16 protein-coding genes are annotated in these 24,260 nt (G+C 47.5%); 10 read left to right on the forward strand and 6 right to left on the reverse strand.

Features of this window, described 5'->3' with window-relative positions:
- From QUB56_RS32105 to QUB56_RS32115, 3 genes are all read right to left on the reverse strand, one after another.
- A partial coding sequence (locus tag QUB56_RS32105) for an Ig-like domain-containing protein (RefSeq protein WP_332960397.1) occupies positions 1 to 4,208 on the reverse strand: 4,208 nt, incomplete at its 3' end.
- A 206-nt stretch (positions 4,209 to 4,414) separates the two neighbouring features.
- Complete coding sequence (locus QUB56_RS32110; protein WP_332960398.1) at positions 4,415 to 5,107, reverse strand: response regulator transcription factor; 693 nt, start codon at positions 5,105 to 5,107, stop codon at positions 4,415 to 4,417.
- Positions 5,108 to 5,402: 295 nt separating this feature from the next.
- A complete protein-coding gene (locus QUB56_RS32115) occupies positions 5,403 to 6,503 on the reverse strand; it encodes a HAMP domain-containing sensor histidine kinase (protein WP_332960399.1) in 1,101 nt (366 codons plus the stop codon).
- 1,046 nt (positions 6,504 to 7,549) lie between these two features.
- Here QUB56_RS32115 and kdpA point away from each other — a divergent pair.
- The 7 genes from kdpA (at position 7,550) to QUB56_RS32150 (ending at position 16,638) form a co-directional block, all read left to right on the forward strand.
- Positions 7,550 to 9,307 (forward strand): potassium-transporting ATPase subunit KdpA, encoded by a 1,758-nt coding sequence (gene kdpA / locus QUB56_RS32120; RefSeq protein WP_332960400.1) that lies wholly within the window; start codon positions 7,550 to 7,552, stop codon positions 9,305 to 9,307.
- Positions 9,308 to 9,430: 123 nt separating this feature from the next.
- Entirely contained in the window at positions 9,431 to 11,524 is a 2,094-nt protein-coding gene (gene kdpB / locus QUB56_RS32125; protein ID WP_332960401.1) for a potassium-transporting ATPase subunit KdpB, read from the forward strand.
- Between the two features lie 297 nt (positions 11,525 to 11,821).
- Complete coding sequence (gene kdpF, locus QUB56_RS32130; RefSeq protein ID WP_332960402.1) at positions 11,822 to 12,091, forward strand: K(+)-transporting ATPase subunit F; 270 nt, start codon at positions 11,822 to 11,824, stop codon at positions 12,089 to 12,091.
- 218 nt (positions 12,092 to 12,309) lie between these two features.
- Positions 12,310 to 12,939 (forward strand): K(+)-transporting ATPase subunit C, encoded by a 630-nt coding sequence (gene kdpC / locus QUB56_RS32135; protein WP_332960403.1) that lies wholly within the window; start codon positions 12,310 to 12,312, stop codon positions 12,937 to 12,939.
- A 219-nt stretch (positions 12,940 to 13,158) separates the two neighbouring features.
- Positions 13,159 to 14,310, forward strand: coding sequence for a universal stress protein (locus QUB56_RS32140; protein WP_332960404.1), 1,152 nt, complete (start codon positions 13,159 to 13,161; stop codon positions 14,308 to 14,310).
- Positions 14,311 to 14,633: 323 nt separating this feature from the next.
- On the forward strand, positions 14,634 to 15,917 hold the full coding sequence (locus tag QUB56_RS32145; protein WP_332960405.1) for a sodium:proton antiporter: 1,284 nt from the start codon (positions 14,634 to 14,636) through the stop codon (positions 15,915 to 15,917).
- A 247-nt stretch (positions 15,918 to 16,164) separates the two neighbouring features.
- Entirely contained in the window at positions 16,165 to 16,638 is a 474-nt protein-coding gene (locus tag QUB56_RS32150; protein WP_332960406.1) for a hypothetical protein, read from the forward strand.
- A gap of 381 nt (positions 16,639 to 17,019) precedes the next feature.
- On the opposite strand, the gene QUB56_RS32155 is transcribed toward QUB56_RS32150, so the two are convergent.
- Positions 17,020 to 17,655, reverse strand: coding sequence for a class I SAM-dependent methyltransferase (locus QUB56_RS32155; protein ID WP_332960407.1), 636 nt, complete (start codon positions 17,653 to 17,655; stop codon positions 17,020 to 17,022).
- 6 nt (positions 17,656 to 17,661) lie between these two features.
- On the reverse strand, positions 17,662 to 18,123 hold the full coding sequence (locus QUB56_RS32160; protein WP_332960408.1) for a cupin domain-containing protein: 462 nt from the start codon (positions 18,121 to 18,123) through the stop codon (positions 17,662 to 17,664).
- Between the two features lie 243 nt (positions 18,124 to 18,366).
- On the opposite strand from QUB56_RS32160, the gene QUB56_RS32165 reads away from it, so the two are divergent.
- The 3 genes from QUB56_RS32165 to QUB56_RS32175 all read left to right on the forward strand — a co-directional run bounded on the left by QUB56_RS32165 (position 18,367) and on the right by QUB56_RS32175 (position 22,627).
- Entirely contained in the window at positions 18,367 to 19,821 is a 1,455-nt protein-coding gene (locus tag QUB56_RS32165) for a folate/biopterin family MFS transporter (RefSeq protein WP_332960409.1), read from the forward strand.
- Positions 19,822 to 19,951: 130 nt separating this feature from the next.
- Positions 19,952 to 21,448 (forward strand): carotenoid oxygenase family protein, encoded by a 1,497-nt coding sequence (locus QUB56_RS32170; RefSeq protein ID WP_332960410.1) that lies wholly within the window; start codon positions 19,952 to 19,954, stop codon positions 21,446 to 21,448.
- A gap of 279 nt (positions 21,449 to 21,727) precedes the next feature.
- Positions 21,728 to 22,627 (forward strand): DUF4436 family protein, encoded by a 900-nt coding sequence (locus QUB56_RS32175; protein ID WP_332960411.1) that lies wholly within the window; start codon positions 21,728 to 21,730, stop codon positions 22,625 to 22,627.
- A gap of 478 nt (positions 22,628 to 23,105) precedes the next feature.
- Here the strand turns inward: QUB56_RS32175 and QUB56_RS32180 are convergent, their stop codons facing one another.
- Entirely contained in the window at positions 23,106 to 23,912 is an 807-nt protein-coding gene (locus QUB56_RS32180) for an SGNH/GDSL hydrolase family protein (RefSeq protein ID WP_332960412.1), read from the reverse strand.
- Between the last annotated feature and the right edge of the window lie 348 nt (positions 23,913 to 24,260).

Here is a 24,260-nt window from a genome sequence, read left to right on the forward strand (position 1 = left end):
CCGCAAATGCTATCACTGCCGCGATCGCCCAACAGCAGATCGTTGCCAGTACCCCCCACCAGAACGTCATTGCCCTTGCCCCCGTAAACCGTATCATTGCCCAGGTCGCCGCTTAAAGTATCGGCAGCATCTCCGGCGTTCAACAAGTCGTTGCCGGCACCGCCGCATAGCAAATCGCGTTCAGTCGAGTCAGGGCGAGACGGGTCAAAACTGCCTCCAAACAAGCAGTCGTTACCCTGGGCCCCAACTAGAGTGTCATTGCCCAAGTCGCCCCAAATCAAGTCATCGTCTTTGCCGCCGATGGCCACATCTGAGCCCTTACCCCCGAACAGGCGATCGTCGCCCCCGGCGCCGTTGAGGTAATCATTGCCATTGCCGCCAAACAGCCTGTCTTTGTCTGCATTCGGACCTAGGGGGATATTGCTGGGCAGCCCCCCGTAAATATTGTCGTTGCCGAGTAAGCCCAGCAGAATGTCGTCGCCGTTGAAACCGCTGATAGCGTCGTTGAGATTGCTGCCGATGAGGAAGTCGTCGCCGTCAGTGCCGTTGAAAGTGCGATCGACTGAATTCGGGCCTGGAATTAAACCGATCGCGGGTAGGGTAATCTGTTGGCAAATGCAATCGCGATCGTCTGGAGTTGGCGTCGGATTCGGAGTCGGAGTTGCCGTGGGAGTCGGAGTCGGAGTTGGCGTCGGATTCGGAGTCGGAGTTGGCGTCGGATTCGGAGTCGGAGTTGCCGGGGGAGTCGGAGTTGCCGGGGGAGTCGGAGTTGCCGGGGGAGTCGGACTCGGAGTCGGAGTTGGAGTCGGAGTTGGAGTCGGAGTCGGAGTTGGAGTCGGAGTCGGACTCGGAGTTTCCGTGGGAGTGGGAGTCGGAGTTTCCGTGGGAGTGGGAGTCGGAGTTTCCGTGGGAGTGGGAGTCGGAGTTTCCGTGGGAGTGGGAGTCGGAGTCGGAGTTGGGGCCGGAGGGTTATTGACAACAATGCTTACCGTGACAGTCGCAGAATCAGCTTTGCCGTCATTAGCTTTGTACGTAAAAAAGTCTGTGCCTGCAAAACCAGCATTCGGAGTATAAATGAAGGAACCGTTAGCGTTGAGGCCGATCGACCCGGAAGCCGGATTTGTTACCAGAATCGCAGTCAGCCCATCGTTTTCCGGGTCTGTATCGTTGATTAAGACTCCCAAACCCCTCACGTTGAGACTCGTATTAAAAGCAGTAGTATAGCTGTCTGAATTGGCTGTAGGCGGGTTATTGTTGACGTTTACAGTTACGGTAGCGGGTGCAGAGTTAACTATCCCGTCGCTGACTGTGTAGGTAAAGGTGTCTGTTCCAAAAAAGCCTGGGTTAGGGGTATAAGTGAAAGAACCGTCCTTGTTGAGGGCGATCGAGCCTTTAGTTGGGTTGGCGGCCACCGCAGCAGTTAGTGTGTCCAAGTCCGAGTCCGAGTCGTTTGCTAAAACTCCCGGCACTTTTACGCTGAGGACTTTTCCCGTACTGAGGCTGTAGGTATCGGGATTTGCTGTTGGGAGACTGTTAGTGACGTTGATCTTCACCGTGGCGGGGGCAGTCTGGGCCCCGTCGCTAGCGCTGTACGTGAAGGTGTCTGTCCCTGCAAAGCCTTGGTTAGGAGTGTAATTGAATGTGCCGTCGGGGTTGAAGATGATCGTACCCTTGGTCGGGCCTGTAACTAAGGCGGCACTCAACGTGTCGAAGTCGAAGTCGCTGTCGTTGCTTAAGACCGACGGCACTGATAACAGAACTTTGCCGTGCTGGATGCTGTAGGTATCGGGTTGTACAGTTGGCTGACTGTTGGTGACCTTAATTGTCACCGTGGCGGGAACAGTCTGGGCCCCGTCGCTAGCGCTGTAGGTGAAGGTATCTGTACCCACAAAGCCAGGGTTAGGAGTGTAATTGAAGTTGCCCAAGGAATCGAATACGAGTTTACCTTGGGTCGGGCCTGTGGCTACAGTGGCCCTCAGGAAGTCGCCGTCGCTGTCGGTGTCGTTGCTTAAGACCGACTGCGCTGAGAACAGAATTTTGTCGTGCAGGATGCTGTAGGTATCGGGTTGTACAGTTGGCTGACTGTTGGTGACCTTAATTGTCACCGTCTCGGGGACAGTCTCGGCCCCGTCGCTAGCGCTGTAGGTGAAGGTATCTGTACCGACAAAGCCTGCGTTAGGAGTGTACTGGAAGTTGCCCAAGGAATCGAATGCGAGTTTACCTTGGGTCGGGCCTGTGACTACAGTGGCCTTCAGGAAGTCGCCGTCGCTGTCGGTGTCGTTGCTTAAGACCGACTGCGCTGAGAACAGAACTTTGTCGTGCAGGACGCTGTAGGTATCGGGTTGTACATTTGGCTGACTGTTGGTGACATTAATTGTCACCGTCTCGGGGACAGTCTCGGCCCCGTCGCTAGCGCTGTAGGTGAAGGTATCTGTACCCACAAAGCCAGGGTTCGGAGTGTAAGAGAAGTTGCCGCTAGATTCGAATGCGAGTTTACCTTGGGTCGGACCTGTGACTAAAGTGGCCTTGAGGATGTCGAAGTCGTAGTCGGTGTCGTTGCTTAAGACCGACTTCGCTGAGGACAGAACTTTATCGTGCAGGATGCTGTAGGTATCGGGTTGTACAGTTGGCTGATTATTGGTGACGTTAATTGTCACCATCGCGGGGACAGTCTGGGCCCCGTCGCTAACGCTGTAGGTGAAGGTATCTGTACCCACAAAGCCAGGGTTAGGAGTGTACTGGAAGTTGCCGTCGGGATCGAATGAGAGTGTACCTTTAGTCGGCTCTGTGACTACCTCCGCACTCAGCATGTCGAAGTTGGGGTCGGTGTCGTTGCTTAAGACCGACTTCGCTGACAAGAGCAATTTATCGTGCAGGACGCTGTAGGTGTCATTTTCGGGCACCGGGAAATTATTAACCGAGATGGTGGGGCCGAGAATAAAAGAGGAACTTGCTTGGTCTGTGACGTCGCCGAAAAATAGGAAGTTTGTCTGGCTGTAGGGATTGTACGGTAAAGGAGGCTCGCCGGTTTCTGGATCAAATGCCGTGTAGTTGCGTAGTGGCTGATTTGTCAGCAATGCTGTGCCGCCGGCAAACAGGCTGTAAGTGTCGCCTTGAACGACGAGTTTATAGTTTGTAGCATTGCTGATGTTAAATGCTGCATTTTCCCCGCGAGTGAACAGGGGAGTATCTTGCTGAGCAAAGATGCCTCCGTTGGCGCCGAGGTTGCGTTTGGTGAAACCCAGTTCAATGCCGTTTTCACCGTCGCTGCTAATGGCGATGATGCTGAAACCTGCCCGATCGTCACTATTACTATTTTCAGCCGTAACTGCAAGGTTGAAAGAGACGCTATAACCGTTCGTTTGGTTGAGGCTGGGGAAACTTGGGTTGACTAAAGTAAATGTTCCTGTTGGTTGTTGCGGAGTAGGGGGGAGGTATTGGTAATTTGCATAGCCGGCGTAGCCTGTAGTGTCATTAGCCGCCGTCACGCTAGCAGTATTAATGCCCGTCGTGTTGGGCGAGAACGCACCAGCGGGAATGGAACCAGAACCGAATGGCGAAGGTAGAGGTGCCTGTCCGTAAGCTAATTTAGTACCGTCCGCTGTCCCGATACCGGCGGGCGGTCCGCCTCCAAACGGCAAGGCTACAGGCGGAAAGTTACTGCCGTCGTAGAGGGTAAAGCCGAAAATAAATTGGTAAGCAGCCATTGTGGCTGACCCGATCGCCAACCCAGATGACACGGCTCCCGTTGTATAATCTAGCTGCCAGTCTCCGCCCTTAGCTTCACAGCCGATCGGCGATCTAGAAGCAGCAATTTTTGCCTTAGTTAGCTGACTCAGTTGCTGCACAAAGTTAGCGCCCGAATCCCCCGCCGCTACCTCGCACCCGTACAGCAAAATCTCTCCACTTTCTGCCAGCGAGCTCGACCAACGCTGCAATTGTTTAGCATAAGTTTTTAAATTTATTAAGTTTAGTTCGATCGCGCCTAGCTGCAAACTCGCGGGGCGGCCGTGGGAGATGATATGAATGCTTTTGATATTGCTGCGACTCGCTAGTGCCTCAGCAATTTGTTCTACTCCATCCCGCACCACATCGAGGGTAATAACTTCTGTCCCCAATTCGATGCCGTTGCGGAGAGTTTCGACATCGTCCAGGGCAGAGTCGAGAAAGGCGATCGCACTAAAAACTGATCGGATAAAATTTTGCAAAATAGACCTCTGGTTATAGGATCGTAGGAAATTTAAGACGTGTTAAGTTTAGCAAATGCAAAAATTCAATGTCATCATTAAAATTAAGAATCAAAACGAATGATACTAATTTTCCGTGAGGCTGCAACTGAGGCATCTTGATAGAGGGGAATTGAGCCAATAAATCCTTTAAAAAACCGAAAATTCCGGTACAAAACCCGCCTCTATCAAGGTTCGATCGCCAAAAGTTCTTCTGCTACCAATCCTTTCTGAATTGCGAGCACTGCTGCTTGAGTGCGGTCGCGGACTTCTAACTTTTGCAAAATCCCGTGCACGTGAACCCGCACAGTCCCCGGAGCAATGTACAATATTTGTGCAATTTCCTGATTGCTTTTTCCCCCCGCAACTAAAGCCAAGATTTCCTGTTCTCGCTTCGTCAGCCGATTTTCCAAAACTTCTGATTTTGACCCTACTTTCCCAGGTTCAGGATTAGCAAAAACCTCCCGAATTTCCGCAGTTGCCGCTCGATCCCACCACGAAGCACCCGCTGCTACCGAGCGAATTGCCAAAACCAAAGTTTCCGCCGCAATTCCCTTGAGGCAATATCCCTGAGCTCCCGCTGAAATCAACCTTTCAATTAACGATTTTTGGGCGTGAGATGTTAAAATTAAAACGGGGATTTCTGGATGCCGCTGTTTAATTTGGCGGCAAGCTTCAAGGCCACCAATTCCCGGCAAACCGACATCGAGAACTACCACATTTGGCAAGTATTCCTGAGTCAATTCTACCGCCGTTTCCCCATCTTCCGCCTCCGCAATTACTTGCAAGCAACTTTCTTGTTGCAATCGGGTTTGCAGTCCCAACCGAAATAATTCGTCGTCTTCCACTAGAAGAATTCGCAAGGGAAAAACTGGTTTCATTTGCCATTCCTCCTGCTGTCAAGTTCCTTGATATGATGAGGATGATATGATGTCGGGTAAATTAACCCGCATTCTCCTAGGAGCTGGTTCACGCATGGCCTGTAATATAAGTGAGATATCCCGTAAAATTGCCGCGACCGAAATATTGTGGTCGATAGGTCGGAGATGATATGATTCGCCGAGTTCATTGCCAGTGCAGCCAAGTAGCACGCCCGCAATTTTCTACCTCGGCGAAAGCAGCGCCCAGTAGCAATGACAGCAGATAAAACCAACAAGTATGCCACAAAAAAAGATATCATAAAGCTGGGATTGCAGGCAGTCTAAATCCAAATAAAGCGCCTAAAGGCAATTTATTTTCTGCCCAAATTATACCGCCGTGAGCGTCAATGATTTGGCGAGATAAGTATAACCCCAATCCCGCTCCTTTGGCTTGCCGATCGCTGTGTCCTTGATAAAAACGATCAAACAAGTGGGGCAGTTCATCGGCGGTAATTCCCAACCCGCTATCGATAACTTTCACCACCTGATAACTCGCATAAGATTGCATAACAATTTCTACTTTTCCACCGCGAGGAGAATGGTTAATGCCGTTTGTTAGCAAATTAACAAAAACGCGCTGGAGTTGCACGGCATCGCCATTTACCCACAAAGAGCGACGGAAATCTGACTCTCCGTAACTCATATTAATGTAAACCCGGCGCGCCGCAGATAAATCGGTGAGAGTTGCGATTACTTCTTCTGCCAAAACTACTAAATTTACGGGCGCAAGTTGCAGTTTTAAACCTTCGGCATCGTTGCGGTAAACATCCAGCAGCGTTTCTACTAATTGTAGTGACATTTTGTGCGATCGCGCCATTGTTTCGAGAACTTTTTGCTGACTGGGGGTAACATTCCCAAATTTTGCTGACTCAAAAGCTTTAATTGTTTCGATCGCCCCCAGCATCGGCGTTTTCAAGTCGTGACTCAAAGTAGAGACAAAATCTTCTCGGATGCTTGCTAGCTGCTGCTGCGACTGCAAATCAGCTTTAGCGATCGCGATCGCTTCTTGGTACTGGTGGTTGCGATCGCTCAAATATCCCGTCACCCCTAAAGCCATGACTGCGATCGATCTATTTGCGACAGTGGCTAGGGCGATCGCTTCTCCAGGAGGAACAAACAAATTTAACAGCGTCAAAGCTGCCGATACCAGCGTAATTTGCAACTTACCCAACCGACTCAAGCGCGAATTTGCCAGTAAAATCGGCCCCGTATACAAATACCCAAACAGATACTCCGACGGCGTAGTAAATTCCAGCACTACCACGATCGCAAATAAAATTGCGATCGACCACCTCCCCCGCAAATACTTCTCTTGAATAGCCAGGTTTTTTGGGATAGCAGATAAACTTTTCAACATCCTCAATCAATCCATTTTATATTTTATATTTTATATTTTATATTTTCACAGTTTTTTTTCCTACTACCTACTACTACCTTAGCATAGTTTTTTTTAACTCTTTTCATTTTTTTTCGCGCCCAAGCCTCGCGTTTAGCGAAGATATATATCTCGAAGTATAGACATTTAACCAGAGCTAAATATTCATCTATTCTGACAAATATAGAGAAAATAAGCCTAAGGTGCTAACAGCAATTTATACCTGAAAGCTGATTATCAATTTTTCTAACAGTGAGTATAGTAATCAGTAAAAGGAGATATAGCAATCCTAAATCATTTGCATAATTATTGTAGGGGCAATCCCCCCGTGGTTGCCCGATAGATAGGGGGTAGGCAAAGAAAGGCACTACCCTACAAATTTATCTGAATCATTTAGGATTGCTATAGTAGTTTTTGGCGAACAGAAGTGACCCATCAACTTTCTATAATCAAAGCGAGTTCAGTTTCATCCAAATTAACAATAGTTATTGTGCCGTCCTCTTAAATGCTAGACAATTGTTCGCTAGCCGTCAAAGCACGGGATTAGCCAAAAAAAACGAGGAATTCTCGCCAGCGAAAACCCGCTGATAGTGTTAATCCCTCTGGCTGGGGAGATTACATATTAGCAGCATTGAATTCGGCGATCGCCCCCAAACAGAAAGTGACCAAAAATTTCAAAGGTGGTAAGCTGTTGTGCACCTAGATTGTTTAGGGTATTAGAGGGGGATTCGGGGAGAGTCCGAGAGGGTCCGAGGATTTGACGAGTTTTGATATGGGCTCGAAATATGCAATTTAAATGCAGAACAACTTACAAGCCCCCGGATTTATCCGTGGAATCAATCCCAAATCTCAAATCGAAAATCCTCAAGAAAGAGCATTTATCCGTGGGGTCAATCTAAAATCTAAAATCTAAAATCTCAAATCGATTGACCTGCAAAAAAAATCTCGCCCGGTTTTTAAAACCTCCCACCTAACCGATTTGGCGAACGCGAAAACGTATTTATCCAAGGATAAAAATTAACTCATTTATGCTGCAAGAATTCCTTCAAATCGCATTAACCCTACTGATTTTAATAGCAATCGCGCCTGTCTTCGGCAACTACATGGCGCGGGTGTACATGGGACAAACAACCATTCTCGACCCCGCTATTAAACCCCTAGAAAAACTCATCTATAAAGCCAGCAACATCCGGTATGTAGATTCCATGACAGGTTGGCAATATGCCCGATCCTTACTCTACAGCAATGCAGCAATGGGCATATTTGTGTTTTTAATTTTCATGCTTCAGGGAGTGCTGCCTTTAAATCCCACCAGCCTAAGAACCCCAACCTGGGATACAGCGCTGCACACAACTATTTCATTCCTCACAAATACCGACCAACAGCATTACTCCGGCGAGACAACATTCAGTTATCTATCCCAGTTAACTCTGGGTTTTTTAATGTTTACCTCAGCCGCCACTGGTTTAGCAGTAGGCATTGCCTTTATCCGGGGATTAACCGGCCGCCCGCTGGGCAACTTTTACATCGATTTAATTCAATCAATCACCCGCATCTTGCTGCCCCTTTCTTTGATAATAGGCTTGTTTTTGCTAATTTCAGGAGTACCGGAAACCCTCGCGGGACCCGCCATTGCCCGTACCTTAGAAGGCGGTACGCAAGTAATAGCTCGCGGGCCAGTAGCTCACTTTGAAAGCATCAAACAACTCGGAGAAAATGGCGGCGGATTTTTTGCGATGAACTCGGCTCACCCCTTAGAAAATCCCAACCCTTTTACCAACCTGCTGGAAACACTAGCAATGGTTTCTATACCAGCAGCGATGATTCACACCTACGGCAGATTTGCCAACAACAAAAAGCAGGGATGGCTGATTTTTTGGATGGTGTTTGCCATCTACGTTGTGTTGATTGGCATTGCAGCATTTGGCGAATACGGAGGCAACCCTCAAATTAATAATTTACTGGGCACGCAACAACCAAATTTAGAAGGCAAAGAAGTTAGATTTGGTTGGGCAGAAACTGCACTGTGGGCTGTCACTACGACAGGGACAATGTGCGGCGCTGTCAACGGAATGCACGATTCTTTAATGCCTCCCGGTGGTTTTGCCACTCTGTTTAATTTGTTTCTGCAAATCGTTTGGGGCGGACAGGGAACGGGAACAGCTTACTTATTTATTTACTCAATTTTGAGCGTATTTCTCACCGGGTTGATGGTGGGGAGAACGCCAGAATTTTTGGGACGAAAAATAGAGAAACGGGAAATTGTGTTAGCCAGCGTTATTTTATTAATTCACCCGATCGCAGTTTTAATCCCCGGTGCAATTACCCTCGCCTTCACCGACAGTTTGAGCGGCATCAGCAACCCGGGATTTCACGGCATTTCCCAGGTAATGTACGAATACGCTTCGGCAGCGGCTAACAACGGTTCGGGCTTAGAAGGATTGGCCGACTCTCAACCCGCGCCGACAGGAGTTTGGTGGAATTTAAGCACCTGTTTTAGCTTGCTGTTGGGGCGCTACGTTCCAATTATTGCCCTGCTGCTTTTAGCTGACAGCATGACGAACAAACAACTGGTTCCCGAAACAACGGGCACTCTCAGAACCGATTCAGTTTTGTTCACTAGCGTAACCGCAGGAGTAATCTTAATTCTAGGCGCGCTGACATTTTTTCCAGTCCTAGCTTTAGGGCCAATTGCCGAAGGATATGAAATTAGCAGCAAATTGGAAGCAGCACCAGTAACTGCACCTTCACCTTTACCAATACCTTCACCAAACAGCGGACAGTAAAACACCGATAATTGTGATAACTCAGGAGGTAAAAAACTGTTTTATCTTAAAAAAATCTCCGTTTATCTGTGTTTATCTGCCTTAAATCTGCGGTTCCTCTATAATCTAAAATCCCAAATCGACATGACCTCCTCCCCTACTCCAGATTCCCCAAAAAAACCTCCGAGAGGCTCTCGCCAGTCTCGCAAGCATACACCAAAAGCAAATACTAAAAGCCTTTATCAAAAAGCTTTTAAAGAAGCTTTTGTCAAGCTAAACCCCCGGGTGATGCTAAAAAATCCAGTGATGTTTGTGGTGTGGACAGGCACAATTGTGACTGCACTTTTAACGATCGACCCCACGCTGTTCGGCCCGGTTTTCGGCAACAATCAGGTAGTTTTTAACGGTTTAGTGACCTTAATTTTGTTCTTCACTTTGGTATTTGCTAATTTTGCCGAAGCAGTGGCCGAAGGGCGCGGCAAAGCCCAAGCAGATGCGCTGCGATCGACCAAAGCCGACACAACAGCCCGCAAACTCCTACCAGACGGTTCAATTCAAGAAGTTAGTTCGACATCCCTGAGACGCGGCGACCAAATTAAAGTGATCGCAGGCGATGTCATTCCTTCCGACGGCGAAGTGATTGCGGGTATCGCGTCGGTGGATGAATCTGCGATCACTGGCGAATCCGCGCCGGTGCTCAAGGAACCGGGTTCGGACATCGCCAGTTCCGTCACCGGCGGTACGCGCATCCTCTCTGACGAACTGACGCTGCGGGTAATGGCCGACCCGGGTAAAGGGTTTTTGGACAGGATGATCGCGCTGGTGGAGGGGGCCGAAAGGTCGAAAACGCCCAACGAGATCGCGCTAACGGTGCTGCTGGCGGTGCTGACTCTGGTGTTTTTGATAGTGGTATCGACGATTGGGCCGCTGGGAAATTACGTGAAAACTCCCGTGGGCGTGGTGACGCTGATTTCGCTGCTGGTGGCGCTGATCCCGACAACGATCGGCGGTTTGCTGAGCGCGATCGGCATTGCGGGCATGGATCGAGTCGCTCAGTTTAACGTGATAGCGACCTCTGGACGCGCCGTGGAGGCTTGCGGCGACGTGAATGCGCTGATTTTGGACAAAACGGGGACGATCACGCTGGGGAACCGTTTAGCCGAGGAGTTCATTCCGGTAAACGGTCACTCGCTGGAGGAGGTTGCGAGGGTAGCCCTTGCTGCTAGCCTGTTTGACGATACTCCAGAGGGAAAGTCGATCGTCCGTTTGGCTCAGAATTTGGGCGCACAGGTGGATTTCGATCGCACCAACGCCACGGGGCTTGATTTTTCCGCAAAAACGCGGATGTCTGGGACGGATTTGCCCGATGGGACGGAGGTTCGCAAGGGTGCGGTGGATGCGGTGAAGGGTTTTGTGCGATCGCGCGGCGGCAATGGGGGGCCAGATCTGGATGCAGCTTACGAGCGAGTTTCGCGGCTTGGGGGCACACCTCTAGGCGTTTGTCAAGGCAGCGACACCTACGGCATTATCTATTTGAAAGATGTCATCAAACCGGGAATTCGCGATCGGTTTGACCAACTGCGAAAAATGGGCATCCGCACAATAATGCTCACCGGAGATAACCGAATTACAGCATCAGTAATTGCCGACGAAGCCGGCGTTGACGACTTCATTGCCGAAGCAACACCCGAGGACAAAATCGAAGTAATCCGCAAGCAACAAGCCGAGGGCAAATTAGTAGCAATGACAGGAGACGGAACCAACGACGCACCCGCACTAGCCCAGGCAAACGTAGGACTCGCGATGAATTCTGGAACCCAAGCAGCCAAGGAAGCAGCGAACATGGTGGACTTAGATTCCGACCCCACCAAACTAATTGACTTAGTGACAATTGGCAAACAATTGCTGATTACTCGCGGCGCGCTGACTACGTTTTCGTTAGCCAACGACATTGCCAAATATTTTGCCATTATTCCCGCAATATTTGCCCCTGTTGGTGCTTTAAACGTCATGGGTTTAGCCAGCGGTCAATCGGCAGTTTTGTCGGCATTAATTTACAATGCTTTGATTATTCCAGCTTTGATTCCACTAGCATTAACTGGTGTCAAGTTTAGACCTTTGAGCGCCAATAAACTATTGCAGCGGAACATTTTAATCTACGGATTGGGAGGAGCAGTCGCGCCGTTTATTGCGATCAAAATTATTGATATTTTGATTACCGCCGTTGGGCTAGCATAAGAGAAGTTCGGCAACGGATTCGCTTTTAATCTTCCCGGCTCTGCCTGGGAACGCATATCCCGAGGCTCAGCCTAGATTTCTTCCCTCGACAGATGTAACGGATTAATCTCGTTCCCGGCTCTGCCTGGGAACGCATATCCCGAGGCTCAGCCTAGATTTCTTCCCTCGACAGATGTAACGGATTAATCTCGTTCCCGGCTCTGCCTGGGAACGCATATCCCGAGGCTCAGCCTCGATTTACCCCCAAAAATCACCCAATAAAAAGACAGATATTGATTCTTAAAATAAGGAGAATTCATGAAACGGAATGATTTGCTGAATGATGTTTTTCCCAGAGATTTTCAAGAAATTATTGAGTTAGGACAAATGCTTTGGCAGCGCCACCCAATCCCAGTGCAGCTATTTCTGGTAATGTGTTTTAATTTAATAATTGCCCCTGCTGTTTATGCGGCGGCAGATGAAGGTTTGACCAAAAAAGCTGCCTGGGGTTTAAGTCTTTTGGGTTTGGCAATCGTCGGACTTGCCATTTATTTGATTGTCGTGATTTTTCAGCCAGAAAGATTTTAATAATGCTGCTGAAGAAGGCTCTAGAATTAATCCGTCTATCCTTGTCATATCATGTCCGCTCGCTCGCCCATAATACATAGCCGGGGCGGGTTTGTGAGATAGTCCGTTTTTGGCAAATATTATTGGTGAACCCGCCCCAGGAATCACGGTAATCGACCGGACATGATATCAAAATCTTTGTGGTGCCTTGCTGTATCATTCATTAATTGAGGTAATTTATGAGAGAATTAATCAGAGCAATTCGTCTGACTTTAGTTTTGTGGGGACTCACCGCTATTATTTATCCCTCGCTCTTGCTAGTAATCGGCCAAATTGCTTTTAATTCGCAAGCAAACGGCAGCTTAATTACTAAGCAAGGAGTTGTCGTGGGTTCATCCTTAATCGGTCAACCTTTCCGCTCGGATCGATATTTTTGGAGCCGCCCCAGCACCACAAATTACAGCAGCTTTGCAACAGAAGATTACGCTCCCACCAAGGGAGAAAATTTAAGTCAAACAACAGGTATTTCGGGAGCTAGCAACCTTGCTCCCAGTAACTCGGATTTGCTGAAGCGAGGTAATGAGAAAGAGGGTTTTCAGGGCGTGCAAATTGAATTAGATCGCCTCAAAAAAGCTGGTATCAAACCGACTGCTGATTTAGTCTACACCTCGGGTTCTAGCCTCGATCCGCACATTAGCCTAGAGGCAGCTAGGGCGCAAATTCAGCGGATAGCAACGGTGCGATCGCTCAATCTCAATCAAGTAGAAATGTTGGTAACCAAAAATACAGATGGCAGATTTCTCGGCATTTTCGGCGAACCGGGAGTTAACGTCCTCAAACTGAATTTGGCTCTCGATCGTTTACAATAGTTTACAACAGTCAGTAGTCAGTAGTCATTAGTCAGTAGTCAGTAGTCATTAGTCATTAGTCATTAGTCATTAGTTATTTGTTACTTGTAGCAACTGACAATCCCTAACTGACAACTGCCAAGTACCAACTGACAATCGCCAACTGACAACTGACAACTGACAACTGTCAACCGCCAACTGCCAACTGACAACTGACAACTGACAACTCACTACTCAGCTATGATTAACTCTAGCGAACTTACCAACAATCCAGACGCGGTTTACGCCCAACCGAACCGCACTTACGATCGCACCCACCGCCGGGGAAAGCACAAAATATTTATCGGCATGGCCCCCGGTGTCGGCAAAACTTTCCGAATGCTGGAAGAAGGGCACAGCCTCAAATCTGAAGGCATCGATGTGGTAATTGGACTATTAGAAACTCACGGGCGAAAGGAGACAGCAGCTAAAGCCGAGGGACTAGAAATAGTGCCGAAAAAACAAATGATGCGCGGCGAAAAAATGCTCAACGAAATGGATACGGATGCTGTGATAGAACGCCGTCCTCAATTAGTATTAATAGACGAACTAGCTCATACAAACATTCCGGGTTCTCGGCGAGAAAAACGATATCAAGATGTCGAAGAAATTCTCAAAGCTGGAATTGATATTTTCTCCACCCTCAACATTCAACACATAGAAAGTCTCAACGATTTAGTAGCTCGAATTACCGGAGTTGTAGTGCGAGAACGCGTACCCGATCGCGTCCTCGAAGATGCTGACGAAATAGTCGTTGTCGATGTGACGCCGGAAACTTTAGAAGAAAGGTTGCTAGAAGGCAAAATTTATGCTCCCGAAAAAATTGAAGAATCTTTAGAAAACTTTTTCCAGCGCCGTCATTTAATTGCTTTGCGAGAACTAGCCCTGCGAGAAGTAGCAGACAATGTTGAAGACGACGCAGCAACTTTAAAAGGTCAATCTTGCAACATTCACGAACGAGTATTAGTGTGCGTCTCGACTTATCCCAATTCCTTGCAACTGCTGCGGCGGGGCGCGAGGATTGCTAGCTACATGAATGCCCCATTTTATGCTGTGTTTGTCAACGATCCAGACCGATTTTTAACAAAAGCAGAAAGCTTGCATATTGAAACTTGTGAGAAACTCTGTCAAGAATTTAACGGGCAATTTTTGCGGGTAAACGGGACTAATATAGCCAAAGCGATTTCGGAGGTAGCTAAACAGTATCGCATTACTCAAATTGTGATCGGCGAAAGCCAGCAATCCCGCTGGAAATTGCTGCTGCGCGGTTCTTTGACTCAACAGTTAGTGCGATCGCTCAAACACGTAGATTTGCACATCATCGCTACCGAAAAAAGTAGTCTTTCTAATTAATTATTAGTCATCAGTCATTAGTCATCAGCCAGTAGTTATTAGTCAGATGAGTTCCGGTAAATTAACCATAATACTTGTAGGGGCGGGTTTCACCAACAATCTCTAATTTCCACTAACAATCTATAGCAATCCTCGCATCATTTGCATAATTATTGTAGGGGCAATCCCCCCGTGGTTGCCCGATAGATAGGGGGTAGGCAAAGAAAGGCACTACCCCTACAAATTTATCTGAATCATTTAGGATTGCTATATATAAACCCGCCCCCACCACTTTCGGAGGATAGCTGAATCTAGCGGACGACGGATGCGCCAGAAGCTTTTACGTGCCAGAATCGCCGTTATTAAACCTGATTAAAAGTGCGATCGCTATGGCCGATATTTACATTCTCAAGTTGCTAGTTATTGGCATCCTCCTGCTGACCGTCACCTTGGGTTCGGGATGGATTTCGCGATTGCCGGTGTCTTATGCCTTAATTTATCTAATTGTCGGTATCGGATTGGGACCTTACGGCGTCAAGCTGATTGACTTGCGTCCCGAAGCTCAATTTTTAGAAAGACTCTCAGAATTTGTAGTTATTGTTTCTCTGTTCAGTTGCGGCTTAAAAATGAATCGCCCGCTACAACTTTGGGCCTGGAATTCCACAGCCAGGCTGATCGGTTTTTTAATGCCAATTTCGATTTTTGCTGTGGCTGCGATCGCCTATTGGTTTGTGAAATTAGATTGGGCGGCTGCGATTTTATTGGGAGCAATTCTCGCTCCCACCGATCCAGTTTTAGCCTCAGAAGTTCAGTTAGCTAATCTAGACGATCGCGATGAATTGCGCTTTGGTTTAACATCCGAAGGCGGTTTGAACGATGCTTTAGCTTTTCCCTTTGTTTATTTCGGCATTTATGCGCTAAAAGATAACAACTGGTCGAACTGGTTTTCGCAGTGGGTAGCAGTTGACTTGATTTGGGCCAGCGCCGCAGGTATCGTTATGGGGATTTTAGTAGCTAAAGCCGTCACCGGGATCGATCGCCAACTCCAACGCTACCGACCGGCCGATCAATTAATGGAAGATTTCATTGCTCTCAGCGCAATTCTGCTCACCTATTCCCTCACAGAAGTAGTCAACGGCTACGGATTTCTCGCCGTTTTTGTAGCAGGAATTGTGATGCAGCGGAGTTACCGCAACCCAGAAAAGCCGCTTTCCCAACTGCACTTTACCGAGCGCATAGAAAAGTTAATGGAAGTAGCAACTATTTTACTATTAGGTTCGCTTTTGCGCTTAGAGCCTATGTTGGCCTATGGAGGATACTCCCTCCTAGTCGCTGGATTGTTGATTTTTTTGATCCGGCCTGTGGGAGCTTGGATTAGTACGATCGGCAGTCCTTTGCATCCCGCCAGCCGCTGGCTGTGCGGGTGGTTCGGCATCCGCGGTGTCGGTTCTATCTATTATCTTACCTATGCTTTTGGTCACGGTTTAAAAGGCGAAACCGCCGAAAGAATTGCCTGGATTACCTTTACAACCATCGTAATTTCTGTGATTCTGCACGGCATTACTTCCACCCCGTTAATGAACTGGTACGAGCGCCGAATCAAACCTAAAGTACCGGATTTAATTTAATTCAGTAAGGTGTGTGACTTTAATCGTCCAGGACGCAACTGTCACACAACAATCGACTTGTAAGGTGCGTCAGGCGAAGTTCTCTAACGGCGATCGCGAATTTCGGGAGCTGACGCACCTTACTGTATAATCTAACATTGACTTGTAGGGTGCGTCAGGCGAAGTTCTCTAACGACACCGAAAGCAAAGAGAAAAGAAGATTATAATTTTTTGGATAACTCTAATATAAACCTTCGCCGAATCCAACATGGATAGATTTGAATTTCAGCTAGCTATGCTGCAAAAAGGAGCAGAGGAACTAGAGAAAAAAATAGCTAACTTCACAACAATTCTGATGCAATTAAAAACTGCGGCAATTACCATTTGGGTAGCGTTGATTGGTTGGGTGTTTGCCAGCAAAATAGATGCGTTGGTTCCGCTGGGATACGTTATAATTTTTGGTTTTTGGTTTTTAGAAGCTACCTACTGGAGGGTGCAATTTTATTACATGCAAAGAGCCAGTGCAGTTACCCAATTCTTGAATGATGAAAGGGCTTTAGATGAAAGTTTTAATACCCGTTCTATACCGGAAGGTCTAGTTCACCCGCTCGGTTCTTTGAAAAAACTTAAAATGCCTTCTTTAGGTCGAGCTATCTGCGCTCCATCAATCTATATTTTTTATACCTTTTTGTTGGCTGTTAATTCTATCGTTTGGTTAATAACTCTTAAAACAGCCCTCTAAATGGGTAAGATCCCAATGTGCGAGGAACCGGACCATATCTTCCATCCCAACTAACTAAAAGTGTAAATTGGAGGTTCAATTTGCTTGCTACTCCAAAAAACGGTTGCTTTCTGTATCGTTTGGGTTAAGAGTTCACCTGTTCTCTCCTCAATACTCTGTTAGTTATTTTCAAATAACCAGAACTGTTGGCGATCGACTTCTACTACGACAGCAACCTCTTATATTCAGGACTTAGGCAACTGGCATACTAAAATCAAGCTGTAGGGTGCGTCAGGTGAATTTATAGAACGATTATTGAGTGTTTAAAAATCTGACGCACCTTACTAATTGTGACTATTTCCAATTTTTAAAAGGACAGGACAATGCAGTCCTTACCCGCAGCTAAAGAGGTTTTACACCAACTAATAAAGCGAGTTCCCGCCACTTCCAATAACAGTCTGCATCGGTAAAACCAATTTCTCTAAACCAGCGCAATTGCGTTTCCACATCCAGCAATTGATTAGACGGATCGTCGGGCGAATCGCTAATACCCATGGCCTCTCGAAATTTCTCGTGTAAAGCGGGAGTTGCGGACGCTACGTGCTCCAAATTGCCAAAAATGCCTCCCGGTTCCAAAAGCTCGAAAATCTCAGCGTAAAGCGAACGTTTGCGATCGTCTGCTACATGGTGAATCGCAAAACTAGAAACAACCGCATCAAACTTGCCCAAATCCGGTAGCGATTCATCAAAATTGTGCTCGATAATCGTGACATTCGGGTCATCAGCAAAGCGAATTCTGGCTTTTTCCAGCATTGTCGGCGAAAAGTCGATCGCCACACATTCAACATTTGGTCGATCGCACTTAAGCAGACCCAGCAACCGCCCGTCTCCCGTGCCCACATCCAGAATCCGCTTAACATTTTTCGGCACTTCCTCCAACAAAACCGCTTCACCTTCAGTGCGGTGAGGAATTCCATCAGCTTTAGCAAGATACCACAAAGCGTGTTCCGCCGAAGTCCAAAGATTCACTTGACTCATATTGTTTCAACTCTCATAAAGCTCGCCATTTTTGTGAGTAAAAATCCAACCATTATCGGTAGCTTTGGCAATTAGATCGTCATCGGGATATTCGGCACTATCTCCAGGAGTGCGATCGCCAATTTCCAGATAAACAACATCTGAATTCGAGCGGTTGACCAAATGGTGTCCGTCAGCATCCCCAGCCGGAAAACCCGCCGCCATACCCGGTTTCAGCACTTGCTCTCCCGAATTTACAATCAGAGTAACTTCCCCTTCCAGAACATAGACTAACTCATCTTGACGGGTATGCCAGTGCCTGAGAGCAGAACAACTTCCCGGTGCAAGTCTCACCAAATTTACCCCAAAATTCTGCAATCCGGCAGCATCGCCCAAGCGTTTTTTAACTCTCCCGGCTACAGCAGATTGGAATTGCTGAGGGTACTTGGAACCCGTAATTTCCGGCACATTTTTAGGATCGATAATCATATAACAGTCCTGGTAGCAGTTGTGAATTCTCTATTCATTCTCTTCCTTCACGTCATACGCGCCGAAAGCGGTTCCTTTTAAATTTCTGCTTTCATAGCTACATAACACAGTTTTATTTTAGCTAATGACAATTTTATAGCTGCTGCCACCTCCCCAGCACTTTCGCATCCCACCTCCGACAGTTCCCGGAAGTCATTAAGAATGTGTTATAAATATTGAGATTCATTAAGAAATATTGCTCAAATGCTTCTTTCCCCCTCTGGCACCAGCAAACTCAAAGAATCTTTGAAAGAAAAAGTGTTCTTCGGGAATGAGCCAACCCCCGAACTCATAGCCATCTTACTGATTTACTTCGTCCAAGGCATTCTCGGACTAGCCCGCTTAGCCGTCAGCTTCTTTCTCAAAGACGAACTCGGCATGAGTCCGGCAGAAGTCTCGGCAATGCTGGGCGTCGTCGCCCTACCTTGGATTATCAAACCCGTGTTCGGCTTCATGTCCGACGGCTTGCCAATATTCGGCTACCGCAGACGCCCTTACATAGTCCTCTCCGGGCTGCTGGGAATGTCAGCATGGGTGAGCCTTGCAACAATTGTACACACACCGCTGGCAGCTACAGCGGCGATCGCCCTGAGTTCCCTCGGACTCGCCGTCAGCGACGTAATCGCCGACTCCCTGGTAGTCGAAAGGGCCAGAAAAGAATCCGTTACCGACGCCGGTTCCCTGCAATCCTTGTCTTGGGGCGCTTCAGCCCTCGGCGGATTAATTACCGCCTACCTCAGCGGTTCCCTACTGCAACACTTCAGCACCCAGACTATCTTTTTAATCACCGCATCATTCCCGCTACTTGTATCAGCAACGGCTTGGTTAATTGCCGAAGAAAAAACCAACAAAAGAACCGACTTTGAAACCGTCAAAGACCAACTAAAACAACTGCGACAAGCAGTTACGCAAAAAACAATTTGGCTGCCCACCGCCTTTCTCTTCCTCTTGCAAGCCACCCCAAGCTCAGACTCAGCCTTCTTCTTTTTCACCACCAACGAATTAGGGTTTCAACCAGAATTTCTCGGCCGAGTGCGCCTCGTTACCAGCATTGCCGCCCTCGCCGGAGTCTGGCTGTTTCAGCGCTTCCTCAAAACAGTTCCATTTCGAGTAATTTTTGGCTGGTCAACCCTCATTGCGACAGCTTTGGGCATGACTACTTTATTATTAGTAACTCATGCGAACCGAGCTTTAGGAATAGACGATCAATGGTTCAGCATCGGAGACAGCCTGATCCTGACAGTAATCGGACAAATTGCTTATATGCCGGTGCTGGTACTCTCCGCCCGGTTGTGTCCCCCAGGCGTCGAAGCAACTTTATTTGCGCTGCTGATGTCAATCACAAATTTAGCAGGACTTTTGTCCCACGAAGGCGGCGCACTTTTGACCCACTTGCTAGGAATTACCGATCGCAATTTCGATAACCTCTGGCTGCTAGTCATCATCACAAACCTGTCCACACTTCTGCCCCTACTGTTCTTAAATTGGCTGCCCGCCGAGAGTACAGAAAGCAGCGATCCAAACTATCAAAAGTCTCTCCCCGTATTAGAACCAGAACCGGGCAGTTCCAAACCAGGGGGACAGCATTTCATGCCCGAATACTTTCCCGACTTAGTACCCACAGTAAGGTCACAAAGGCGCGCTGTAGAGAGCAAATAAAGGCAGGTATACACGGATTTTGAGACAGAGACACGGCGGAATTTAACTGTGTTTCCCAATTCTGGGACTTTCCTTCTCTCTGCGCCCTCTGTGTTCTCTGCGGTTAAATCAATAAAAGCTTATTAGACCCATGCAAACATTACAGACTCCCCAACCTCAAACAGCAGCCCAAAACGTATCATACGATCGCGCAGACTGGCAGCGCGGCTACGAATCCCAACCCAACGAATTCGACTACTGGATTGACAACATAGAAGGCAAAATCCCCGCCGGCTTGCAAGGCACATTCTTTCGCAACGGGCCCGGATTGTTGGATGTCAACGGCCAGCGCATCCACCACCCGTTTGACGGCGACGGGATGGTTTGTGCGATCGCAATATCCCAAGGCCGCGCCCATTTCCGCAACCGATTCGTCCGCACAGAAGGCTATATCGCCGAACAAAAAGCCGGAAAAATCCTCCACCGAGGCGTTTTCGGCACGCAGAAACCGGGCGGCCCGCTAGCCAACATCTTTGATGTCAAAATCAAAAACATTGCGAATACCAACATCATTTATTGGGGCGACAAACTGCTAGCACTTTGGGAAGCAGCAGAACCCTACAGACTCGACCCCCGCACCCTAGACACACTCGGCTTAGACACCCTAGACGGCATTTTACAACCCGGTGAAGCCTTCGCCGCCCACCCGAGAATTGAAAAAGGGAAAAATGGAGCAGGAGACAGATTAGTAAACTTTTCTGTCAAGCCGGGTTTGTCGAGTACCATCACCATTTACGAACTCGACGAAAGCGGTAAACTTTTGCAGCGTCACGCCCATACAATACCGGGTTTTGCCTTCCTGCACGACATGGTAATTACCCCGAATTACTGCATATTCTTCCAAAATCCTGTCAGCTTCAACCCGCTGCCTTTCTTGTTAGGATTTCGGAGTGCATCCCAGTGCATCAAATTTTCGCCAAACAAGCCAACGCAAGCAATTTTAATTCCCCGCAACGGCACTGACGAGGTGAAGATATTAGAAACCGAACCTTGTTTTGTCTTCCACCACTGCAACGCATGGGAAGAAGCAGGCGAAGTTTTTGTAGATTCAGTTTGTTACGACTCATTTCCCACTGTAGAAGCGGACGGCGATTTTCTGGAGGTGGATTTTGACAGCATTCCAGCGGGCGAATTGTGGCGCTTTAAGTTAAATTTGCAAAACAAAACCGTGCAGCATCAAGTTGTTGAAACTCGGTGTTGCGAGTTTCCGACTCTGCATCCCAATAATGTCGGACAACCGTACCGATATCTTTACATTGGTGCTGCTGATGCTCCCAGGGGAAATGCTCCTTTGCAAGCTATCCTCAAAATTGATTTCGTGACTGGTGAAAGGCAAATTTGGAGTGCGGCGCCGCGCGGTTTTGCGGGGGAACCAGTGTTTGTTCTCCGTCCCGATGCTGTTGCTGAGGATGACGGCTGGCTGCTGCTTTTAATGTATGATGCAGCTAATCATCGATCGACCTTAGTGATTTTAGATGCTCGCGACATCACCAAAGGGCCCTTAGCGCGCTTGCATTTAAAACAGCACATTCCCTACGGTTTGCACGGCAGTTTTACACCAAATGTACTGCTTCCTGTCGGTTCGTAGTTGCGCGTTGATTCGCCGCAGTCCGCCGGGGTTGCAAACCCCCGGCTCACAGCAGATTCGGATCTTGAAATCGCTACTACAAAAACTTTTGTCCCAGCCGACGGAGACTAATGAATAAACGGGGTATTTAAGCCAGATTTGGTATAAGTCCCCATCTATTATTTATCAAGTTTCTTTAGTCGGTTAAAACCGGCTTTAGCTAATCGCTGTGGGGTTGAAAACCCTGGCGGACTGGCGGGAGTGCTAACAACTATTCAAGATATAAAGTATTCATAATAAATGCCAACTGTCAACAAATTTAATCTCAAAAAAATACTTATTTTTATTTGCAGCCTGGCCGTAATTTTGGCAATTATCTTATCTATTTACTCTCACAATGCTAACGCCCAAGAGCCTTACAATCCCTCTCCCGAAAGCGCTGTAGCTTCCAAAGGCTTGGTTGAAGTCAAAATGACGGTAATTGCAGTTGATCCCATTAAAAATGAATTAGAAACCCGCTTGCAGTTTGAACTCAAAGGTATCTATAAAAAAGGACCAACTTACCCGGCTCAAGACTTATTAATGACAGTTAACGGCGCCAATGTACAGGATTCGGAAATTACCTTTAAAGAAGGCAAACCGATGATTGTTCCTGCATTAAAATTCAACTTAGTCAAGGGAAAAATTAATAATTATCCGTTTGACAAGCACATTGCTAAAGTAGCGATTTCCATCGACCCGCTGGCTTCGATTGGTAAAAAGTTTGCTCCGTTTCAACTAAATCCCGTGCCGCTGCAATTTAATTTTCATGCCGATGTTCCCGGTTTTGACATCACTTATAAGCCGCTGGAAGAGAATTCATCTATCTTTATTTATATCGATGTTTCTGCAAGTCGATCGATCCCGGTGAAATTCTTTGCATTAGTGATTATTGTGATTATGTGGGTGCTGTCAATTATGGCGCTTTTGCTAGCATTAAAAGTGATGAAATCGGGCAAGTTGCCGGAAGTAGGAATGCTGAGTTGGACTGGTGTGATGCTGTTTGCTTTTCCCGCTATTCGCAACGCTCAACCGGGGGTGCCGCCGGTGGGGACTGCAAGTGATTTTTTGTCGTTTTTTTGGACGGAAATTATTGTGGTGGTGGCGTTGGTGATTATTGGTAGCTGTTGGTTGAAGCGGTATCATCCGCCGATTGAATGATTTGAGATTTGAGATTTTACAGTCCTGGAGGCACATATTCTATCTGTAGGGTCCGCCGACCCGCGCACCTTAACACTACTTGGGGCCCAGGAGACCATTTTTTTCCTTAGTCCTATCTGAGATTTTAGATTTGAATAATTTCCCCCACAAATAAATCAGGGGGCTTGTACTCTGGATGCTTTCAATTAACAGTCAACCGTCAACAGCCAACAGTCAATTGAATGATTTGAGATTTGAGATTTGAGATTTGAGATTTTACAGTCCTGAAGGCAAACATTCTATCTGTAGGGACCGCCGGGCCGCGCACCTTACCGCTACTTGGGGCCCAGGAGACAATTTTTTTTCCTTAGTCCTATTTGAGATTTGAGATTTGAATAATTTATTCCAGAGATAAATCAGGGGACTTGTACCCTGGATGCTGTCAATTAACAGTCAACCGTCAACAGCCAACAGTCAACAGTTAACTAAATTCAAAGATTCAATTTTTGACTTCCAAATTCTCAATATCCTTTGCGGGTACACCCAAACCGCGCAAGATAGTAAAAGCAATAATTCGATATCCCGACGGATTGGGATGAACTCCATCTGCAGCTAACAAATTCAGAGTCTTGCCCGCGTGCTTTTGATACGTGGCAATAACTTCCCGACAAGGCGCATTCAAATCTATAAACAAGCACTGATTCTGCAACGCAATTTCTTGCATGGCGGCAATATACTCTTGCAACCTGAGATTTTCTGGGCCGTCGAGAATCTCGCCGATAGGAGTAGGAGAAAGCAGTACAACTCGAATTCCTGCAGCTTTTGCCGCCAGCACCATTTGAGTTATTTTATCCCGATATTCTGCCAGCGGCACTCCCGCGGGCAAGTTGCCTTGCGGATAAAACTGATTTTTTGGGAAGTTGAAGAAAGCGTGCCAAACGTCGTTGACTCCGACATTAATCATGACTAAATCTGGCTTTTGGTCGATCGCGTCTTTCTGGAAGCGCGCTTGCATATCAGTCGCCTTGTTACCGGAGATTCCGGCGTTGACGATTTTGATTTTGCGATCGGGATAAAGAGCACTCAGATAGCGTTCCAGCAGCCAAACGTAACCTCCGGGGTATTTTCCTCCCTCGGTGATGCTGTCGCCCACTATCACAATTTTGCGCTTGCCGACGAGTACGTTCTGGATTTCTGGGGGCGGCGTTGCTTGGGATACGGATTCTTTAAACATGGGAATTAAGGAGTGAGGAATGTTGAAGGCGATAACAGCAGCAATTACGGCGAGGGCAAGTCTGATTAACACTTGCCGGTTCGGGAGTTTGGGACGGGGCGATGGCATATTGGGAGACATAAGGAAGAAGGAAGAATGAAAAAGAGCCTATTTGATGCGTGTCCTCACTTTAATCCTAGATTTTAGCCTGAGTCTTCTGAGAGTGAGCCATCAATTTCGCTATAGTTGCAAACAATCCTAGACTTAGGCGCGAGACGTTCGGCGAGATCACTTGAGTTGTACTCAGTCGAACGCGGAGAAATGACGCTGATTGCAGGTTTGAGCGTTTAGTCTCGCAGATCGCTAAGCTGTTGTGCCTTTAAATAGGGTATAATAAAAATTTAGTTGAGTCAATCAATACAAAAATGCCAGCCAAAAACC

The organism is Microcoleus sp. AR_TQ3_B6 (assembly GCF_036702785.1).
Classification (GTDB): Bacteria; Cyanobacteriota; Cyanobacteriia; order Cyanobacteriales; family Microcoleaceae; genus Microcoleus.

Bases quoted from the DNA above. Each gene is read 5' to 3' on its own strand.
- QUB56_RS32140 (WP_332960404.1), top strand. From the start codon at position 13,159: ATGATTAACTCTAGCGAACTTACCAACAATCCAGACGCGGTTTACGCC.
- QUB56_RS32155 (WP_332960407.1), bottom strand. From the start codon at position 17,655: ATGAGTCAAGTGAATCTTTGGACTTCGGCGGAACACGCTTTGTGGTAT.
- QUB56_RS32150 (WP_332960406.1), top strand. From the start codon at position 16,165: ATGGATAGATTTGAATTTCAGCTAGCTATGCTGCAAAAAGGAGCAGAG.
- QUB56_RS32165 (WP_332960409.1), top strand. From the start codon at position 18,367: ATGCTTCTTTCCCCCTCTGGCACCAGCAAACTCAAAGAATCTTTGAAA.
- kdpA (WP_332960400.1), top strand. From the start codon at position 7,550: ATGCTGCAAGAATTCCTTCAAATCGCATTAACCCTACTGATTTTAATA.
- QUB56_RS32175 (WP_332960411.1), top strand. From the start codon at position 21,728: ATGCCAACTGTCAACAAATTTAATCTCAAAAAAATACTTATTTTTATT.
- kdpF (WP_332960402.1), top strand. From the start codon at position 11,822: ATGAAACGGAATGATTTGCTGAATGATGTTTTTCCCAGAGATTTTCAA.
- QUB56_RS32170 (WP_332960410.1), top strand. From the start codon at position 19,952: ATGCAAACATTACAGACTCCCCAACCTCAAACAGCAGCCCAAAACGTA.
- QUB56_RS32160 (WP_332960408.1), bottom strand. From the start codon at position 18,123: ATGATTATCGATCCTAAAAATGTGCCGGAAATTACGGGTTCCAAGTAC.
- kdpB (WP_332960401.1), top strand. From the start codon at position 9,431: ATGACCTCCTCCCCTACTCCAGATTCCCCAAAAAAACCTCCGAGAGGC.
- QUB56_RS32115 (WP_332960399.1), bottom strand. From the start codon at position 6,503: ATGTTGAAAAGTTTATCTGCTATCCCAAAAAACCTGGCTATTCAAGAG.
- kdpC (WP_332960403.1), top strand. From the start codon at position 12,310: ATGAGAGAATTAATCAGAGCAATTCGTCTGACTTTAGTTTTGTGGGGA.
- QUB56_RS32110 (WP_332960398.1), bottom strand. From the start codon at position 5,107: ATGAAACCAGTTTTTCCCTTGCGAATTCTTCTAGTGGAAGACGACGAA.